General features: G+C 69.5%; 7 protein-coding genes and 1 pseudogene. All 8 read right to left on the minus strand.

Annotated elements, in window-relative coordinates:
* Positions 1 to 24: 24 nt before the first annotated feature.
* A complete protein-coding gene (locus ACIBCM_RS15520) occupies positions 25 to 528 on the minus strand; it encodes a GAF domain-containing protein (RefSeq protein WP_399243295.1) in 504 nt (167 codons plus the stop codon).
* Positions 525 to 1,064, minus strand: a complete 540-nt coding sequence (locus ACIBCM_RS15525; RefSeq protein ID WP_399243343.1) for a GTP-binding protein — start codon at positions 1,062 to 1,064, stop codon at positions 525 to 527. The genes ACIBCM_RS15520 and ACIBCM_RS15525 overlap by 4 nt, the downstream gene beginning before the upstream one ends.
* A gap of 64 nt (positions 1,065 to 1,128) precedes the next feature.
* Positions 1,129 to 1,515, minus strand: coding sequence for a DUF742 domain-containing protein (locus tag ACIBCM_RS15530; RefSeq protein ID WP_399243297.1), 387 nt, complete (start codon positions 1,513 to 1,515; stop codon positions 1,129 to 1,131).
* Positions 1,512 to 1,946, minus strand: coding sequence for a roadblock/LC7 domain-containing protein (locus ACIBCM_RS15535; RefSeq protein ID WP_399243299.1), 435 nt, complete (start codon positions 1,944 to 1,946; stop codon positions 1,512 to 1,514). The genes ACIBCM_RS15530 and ACIBCM_RS15535 overlap by 4 nt, the downstream gene beginning before the upstream one ends.
* 65 nt (positions 1,947 to 2,011) lie before the next feature.
* Positions 2,012 to 3,436: an ATP-binding protein gene (locus ACIBCM_RS15540; protein WP_399243301.1), complete on the minus strand. Its 1,425-nt coding sequence runs from the start codon at positions 3,434 to 3,436 to the stop codon at positions 2,012 to 2,014.
* 186 nt (positions 3,437 to 3,622) lie between these two features.
* Positions 3,623 to 4,048 (minus strand): ATP-binding protein, encoded by a 426-nt coding sequence (locus tag ACIBCM_RS15545; protein ID WP_399243303.1) that lies wholly within the window; start codon positions 4,046 to 4,048, stop codon positions 3,623 to 3,625.
* A 672-nt stretch (positions 4,049 to 4,720) separates the two neighbouring features.
* On the minus strand, positions 4,721 to 5,923 hold the full coding sequence (locus tag ACIBCM_RS15550; protein WP_399243305.1) for a helix-turn-helix domain-containing protein: 1,203 nt from the start codon (positions 5,921 to 5,923) through the stop codon (positions 4,721 to 4,723).
* Positions 5,871 to 6,144, minus strand: a pseudogene (locus tag ACIBCM_RS15555) (IS630 family transposase); the annotation flags it as partial. The pseudogene ACIBCM_RS15555 and the gene ACIBCM_RS15550, both read right to left, overlap by 53 nt.

Raw genomic sequence — 6,144 nt, forward strand, 5'->3', positions numbered from 1 at the left:
CCTGTGCTGGTGTGTGCGGTGGGGTCATCCGGCTGTCGATGCGAGGACCTGCCAGACGCGGTCACGGTGGCGCTTGATCATCTGAAGGGTGTCGCGGGCGGTGGAGGCCGGGCGCGCTCCGGTACCGACGGCGCAGACGGTCCCCAGCACCATGCAGGTGTCCGGATCGAACAGGGGCGCACCGGCGTAGGACCTGATACCGATCTGGTCGACGACCGGGTTGCCCGCGAACCGGGGAACGGCGCAGACGTCGGGGAGGACCAGTGCCTTTCGGCGGTCCAGCAGCGCCGGGCAGTAGCCGTGTTCCAGGCTCATGGTCCGGTCCACCGGTGGCAGGTCGCTGCCGGGAGGCGTACGCAGCCCGGTGAAGGTCTGCCGGTCGGTGATCAGATTGACCATGGCGTAGGGGGCGTTGAGATCCGCGGCGAGTTCACCGGCGAGGGTGTCGAGAGCGGGGACGGGGGCGAGGGTGAGGCCGAGTTCGGCGAGGCGGCGGGCCCGCTCGGCAGGGGTGGATATGGAGGTCACAGACCGGCTCCGGTGGCGAGGTTCTGGGCGTGGCGGACGAGGCGGACCAGGACTGAGGCGGCGGAGTGCGCCTTGCGGGCGTCGCAGGTCAGGACCGGCAGGTGACCAGGGAGGGCGAGGGCGGTGCGGATCTCGTTTTCGCTGTAGCGGTGGGCGGTGTCGAACTCGTTGACGGCGACGATGAAAGGCAGTCCGGACGCTTCGAAGTGGGCGAGGGCGGCGAAGGAGTCCTGGAGGCGGCGGGTGTCGGCGAGGACCACCGCGCCGACGGCACCCTCCGACAGGAGACCCCAGGTGCGGCGGAACCGGTCCTGGCCGGGCATGCCGAACAGGAAGACGACCACGTCGGGATCACGGAAGGTGATCCGGCCGAAATCCATGGTGACGGTGGTGGTGGTCTTGCCCGCGACGCCGACCAGGTCGTCCGTGACGGCACTGGCCTGGGACAGGGTCTCCTCGGTGCGCAGCGGGGTGATCTCGCTGACCGCTCCGACCAGGGTGGTCTTCCCGGCGCCGAACCCGCCCGCGACGACGATCTTCGCGACGACGGTCCTCGCGACGAGGGTCTTCTCGGCCGGGGCGGCTGGGGCGGCCGGGGCGTCAGAGCCGTTCGAGGTGGACAAGAATCGCCTCCAGGAGCTGAGGGTTTCTGCCGTCCGCGACGGCGGGGGTGGGCATGTCGAGCGCCCCGCAGGCGATCAGGTCGGATGCGATGATCTTGGTGACCTGAAGGGGGAGGCCGAGCCCGGCGGCTATCTCGGCGACCGACGTGCCGCCGTCCCGGCACAGGCGGACGGCTTGCTGGTGCTCAGGGGCGAGTGCGCCGGGCGGTGTCCGGGTGCCGGTCTGGAGAAGGGATTCCGGCCGCAGCGGCAGCCGCGGGCTGGTCCGGCCGCCCGTGAGCCCGTACGGGCGGACCTCCGGGTCGGCCGCGTAACCCCACCGCACGGGCTGCACCTGTACGGGCTGCACTTGTACGGGTTTCACCGTACGGACTCGGTGCCGGACGGAGACCGGTCGGGTGTGACCAGGTGCTCCCCGACACTCTTCACGAGCTGTCCCATCTCGTGCCCGATCACTCCGGGGTCGGCACTGGCCGCGGCCCGGACCGCCAGCAGCGTGCCCTTCCCCGCGCCGACCACGAAGAGCCAGCACCCGTCGTACTCCAGGACCGTCTGCCGGATCCGGGCGCAGGCCCCGAGCACCTCGGGAGCGGACTCCCCGAGCGAGTGGAGCCCGGACGCCAGCGCGCCGATGACATCCGCGTGGTCGCGCAACAGCCCGAAGCAGCTGCGGGCAAGACCGTCCCGTGTCGTGAGCACCGCCCATTCGACGCCCGTGGTCGCTGTGACGAATCCATCCAGGAGCCAGCCCAGATCGCTGAGTTCGTCGGCGAGTTCGTCGGCTCGTCGTTGCATGATGTCTCTCCGTTTCCCCCCGGGGCCGGGCGCCCCGGACCGGGGTGAGGGGGTGGCTGTACGGGTCAGGAGTGCGCCGGGCCGTTGGTACCGGAGCCCGAGCGCAGACCCGCGCTGAACGCGCCCGCGAGTCCGAGGCTGGCGGGTCCTGGCTCCGCCCCCGTCTCCACGAGCCGGGCGGGCGCGGGACTGCCGGATGTTGCACCGCGGGTGCGCTGGGGCAGCACAGGCCGGGACGGGGATTCCCCGCCGGAGGAGCGGGCATCACGCGCCCCGGCCGGGACGGGGGCGTGGTCATGACGCGGCGGGGGCTCCGGACTGCTGAAACCGCCCGGCGCCGCGGCGCAGTCGTCCACCACGGCCGCCATCACCCCGGCGCCGGTGACGGTCGCGTCCGCCGGTTCCCGTACCGGCTCCTGAACAGGGACCAGGAGGCGCGGCGGCACAACCACCACCGCCGTGGTACCGCCCAGGAGATTCGGGCGCAGCTCGACGCGAATGCCGTGCTGCTGCGCGAGCAGGGCCGTGACGAGCAGACCGATCCGCCCGTCCGCCAACTGATCCCGCACGTCGGCCGCCTCGGGGTGCGCGAGCAGCCGGTTCAACGACTCCCGCCGCTCGGGCAGCATGCCCAGCCCTCGGTCCTCGATCTCGATCACGTGTCCCGCCGCGACGGGCTGCGCGGTCACCAGGACCTGGTGCTCGCTGTAACTCAACGCGTTGCCGATCAGCTCCGTGAGGAGGTGGACGACCGACGGACCGGCATGCGGCGCGATCGCGATGGGCCCGGGATGCCACGTGGCACGTGCCCGGCTGAACGTCTCGGTCTGCGCGATCGCCGCCCTGAGCGCGGTCGAGAGCAGCACCGGTGCCCGGCCGGCGGGCAGCGGACGGCCCCCCAGCACCAGCAGGCTCTCGGTATAGCGGCGGATCAGTGTGGTCACATGGTCGACCCGGAAGAGGCCGCCGAGCAGGTCCGGGTCCTCGGTGTCCCGTTCCAGATCATCCAGAGTCCCCAGGGCGCGCAGTACCAGGCTCTTCAGTCGGGGCGCGATACTGGCGATCACGTCCTCGCCCGTGTCCCGCTGCCTGCGGGCCGTCGCCGCCAGGTCCGCGGAAGCCTCCTGCCAGGTCTGCGACAGGAGCAGTTCCATCGCGTGGAACGGATCATCGGGGACACGCCCGGCCGACGGGGCGGCGGGCACCGCGGGCACACGCCCCTCGCCGACCGCACCCAGGACCACGGCGAAATCCGTACGGCCCCGCGCCGTCGCCGACTTGTACCGCCTCAGCCACTCCCACGACTGCAACCGCACCTGGGCCACCTGCTCCTCGGCCCGCGCGCTCCACTCGTCCCGTTCGGCGGCATGGGCGGCGGTACGGGCTGCGGTGTCCCTACCGGCCCGTAGGTGTGCGAGCAGCAACCCGACGGCGCCCGCCACCCCCGCCCCGGCCACCGACCACCCCGCCCCGGCACCCGCCCCACTCACGGCCCAGGCCACCGACGGAGCCACCGCTCCCGCAGCCAGCCAGGCCGTGTACCGGGCGCATAACCTCCGGCGCACGAGCCGGAGCCGGTCATCCACGGAGCGCTTGCGCAGGTGTCGGCCACGCGGCCGGGGAACGGAAACCATCGATCAGTCCTCAAGAGGGTGGAGGGTGGTAGACCCGGCGTTTCAGCGCGCGAGGGCGCACCAGGTGGTGCCGTCGCTGGTTCCCCAAGCGCCGTCGCGCGCGGAGGCGAGCTGCTGCACGAGGAACATCCCCCGGCCGCCCTCCTCGTCGTCACCCGCGTAACGGACTTCGGGGCACCGGCGGGCAGAGCCGCCATCATGGACGGCGATCAGCAGATAGCGCCCGTGAAGGCCGAGAGTGAGCGTGACGCGCGTGCTGTTGCTGTGCACGACCGCGTTGGTGACCAGCTCGGAGACGACCAGCGACGCGTCATCGGTCACACGGCCCAGCCCGCTGCGGTCCAGGCAGACGCGGGTCAGACGGCGCACTATGCCGACATGCCAGAGGTCACCGGGGTCCGGCGAACCGGTCGCGCCGGACTGAACCGGGAAGGTCGCCTCCAGCAGATTGGCAGCCAAAGGTGACATGAGGGGTGTCTCCATGTTGTCCGGCGACAGACGCCGCCGAGGCTTGGGACGATTGGCTGCCCATCCGTCCGCTTGCGTGATGCATTTCAATTGGGGTCAGCCGCCCATGCGCGACCGTCAGCTGCGGTTCAAGTTCGTTCGTAAGGCCGTTCGTCTGGGCGGCCACCCACGGCACGGGGCGCCGGTGCGCCGCCCGTATCCGTACTCTCGTCAGCTCGGGGAACTGTGCGGACAGGGCTGAGCGCAGGAGATCCGAGTCTGTGAGCACGATCCCCCCTCGCTGGGGCGGAATGAGCCAATAGGGTCCCGGTGGCGTGCGCCGGTCAGCAGGCGGGAGTTCTACCTCTGCCGCGACTTCTGCCGCGATGCTGAGGTCGTCATTCATCGGTGGCCAGCCGGCCGTGACGAAGAAGTAGACCGCACGCTCCGTCGGGTCCACGGCGACCGTGCCAGGGCTCAGCCGAGTGAGAACCTGGAGGCCGTAGTACCGAACAAGTTTGACTGCCTCCCAGCACGAGCGCGTGGAGTCGCGTTTGCGCGAGGTACCACTCGGCGTCTCTGCCATCACCTGAGCCTCATCTCATCGGTGACTGCGGTGAGGCAGAAACGCTAGGCCGTCTTCAGGCCGACGACCCGAACTGAGAGTTCGGGGGAACTGTCAGTTCGGGTTGGTCATCCAATGCCGAGGCGAGCTGCAAGGTCGGACACTTGGCGACGGTAGATGGGACGCACTCGCTGGAGGAGACCTGTCACCATGTCGACGGCAAGGGCGCTGCGGATCATGTCCTGGCTGCTTAGCTCCTCCAGGGTCAAGAGGTGCACGAGGACCGCCGCATCGTCCCGGCGCAGGTCGTAGCAGCGTGCGAGGTCGAGGGTGAACGTGAACTGCCTCTCCCTGCTGGGAAGCCGGGAGATGTCAACCGCGTCAGCCAGGCGTAGCCCTTCGGCGCTCTGGCCGGCGAGCATCTCGATGCTGAGGGCGTGAAGATGGATGTTCGTGGGACCGAAGACAGTCCACATGGTGTTTGAGTCCCCGGCTCTCTTGCCGAGCGGGGTGGCCTTGACCGTCAGTCTGGCGCGGGCGTCCCACCACTTCTTGCGCTGGGCTTCCGCTACGACGCAGACAAGCTCCAACGCACCTTGCATGGCGGCCTTCTCCGTACTGTCCGGAACAGAGTGAAGGTCCTCGATCGCGAGGCGGGCGACGTCTTCGGCTTCTTGTGCCCCCTCACCGCCCTGCCCCAGGAGGCAGTGTCCCAGGTTCCAGTGCGCCGCTGCCATGCGGATCGGGTCGTCGGCGTCCTCCGCTGCTCGTCTGGCCCTGTCCGCTGCCATGAGGGACAGATCGAGACGACCGGTCCGGCGACAGTAGGACCGTAGGAGGCCGTACAGATCGGCCGCGACCCGAAGCACACCACGTCGGATCGCCGGGCTGCTCACGGTGCGGTGCACGCGGACGGAATGCTCCACATCCGCGATAAGGGTCGGAAGAACCTCTTCCACCTCAGTGAAACGTGCCTCGCTGGTCTGCCAAGTACACCAAGCTGCCTCGACCCGTTCTCGTAGTTCCGTCGGCCCAGCAGTGGACCTGGTGCGGGCCGAATTGTCTCCCAAGAGGGCTCGGGAGATGTCTGGCGCGGCCGTGAGAGAGCGAGTCGGTTTGGCCGGGGGCTCGTCGGAAAGCAGCGCGGAGACCGGAACTTCCAGTTCGGCGGCAATCCGCGCAAGCACCTTGGGTGAAGGTGTACGTTGCCCGTTCTCGATCATGGAGAGATACCGCTCGGTCACTTCGCACAAGCCCGCAACGGCCGCTAGTGCCGCGTCAGGCAATGTTTGCCCTGTCGACGACGGCGCGTAGGTGTCGGTCGTCGGCATGGCGGTTTCGCCAGATGATGTAGCGGCGGATCATGCTGCCCTGTTCCTTGTGGTCGGCGTGGTCGGTGCCGTCGAGGGTGAAGTAGCGCAAGGCCGTGAACTGGGCCTCGATCCGGTTCAGCCAGGAACTGTTGGTCGGCGTATAGGCGATCTCGACGTTGTTCGCCGCCGCCCAGATGCCGACCCGCTGACACCTTCTCGTGGTCAGGTGCGGGGAAAAA

The sequence above is a fragment of the Streptomyces sp. NPDC051018 genome (genome assembly GCF_044456085.1).
In the GTDB taxonomy this organism is placed as follows: Bacteria; Actinomycetota; Actinomycetes; order Streptomycetales; family Streptomycetaceae; genus Streptomyces.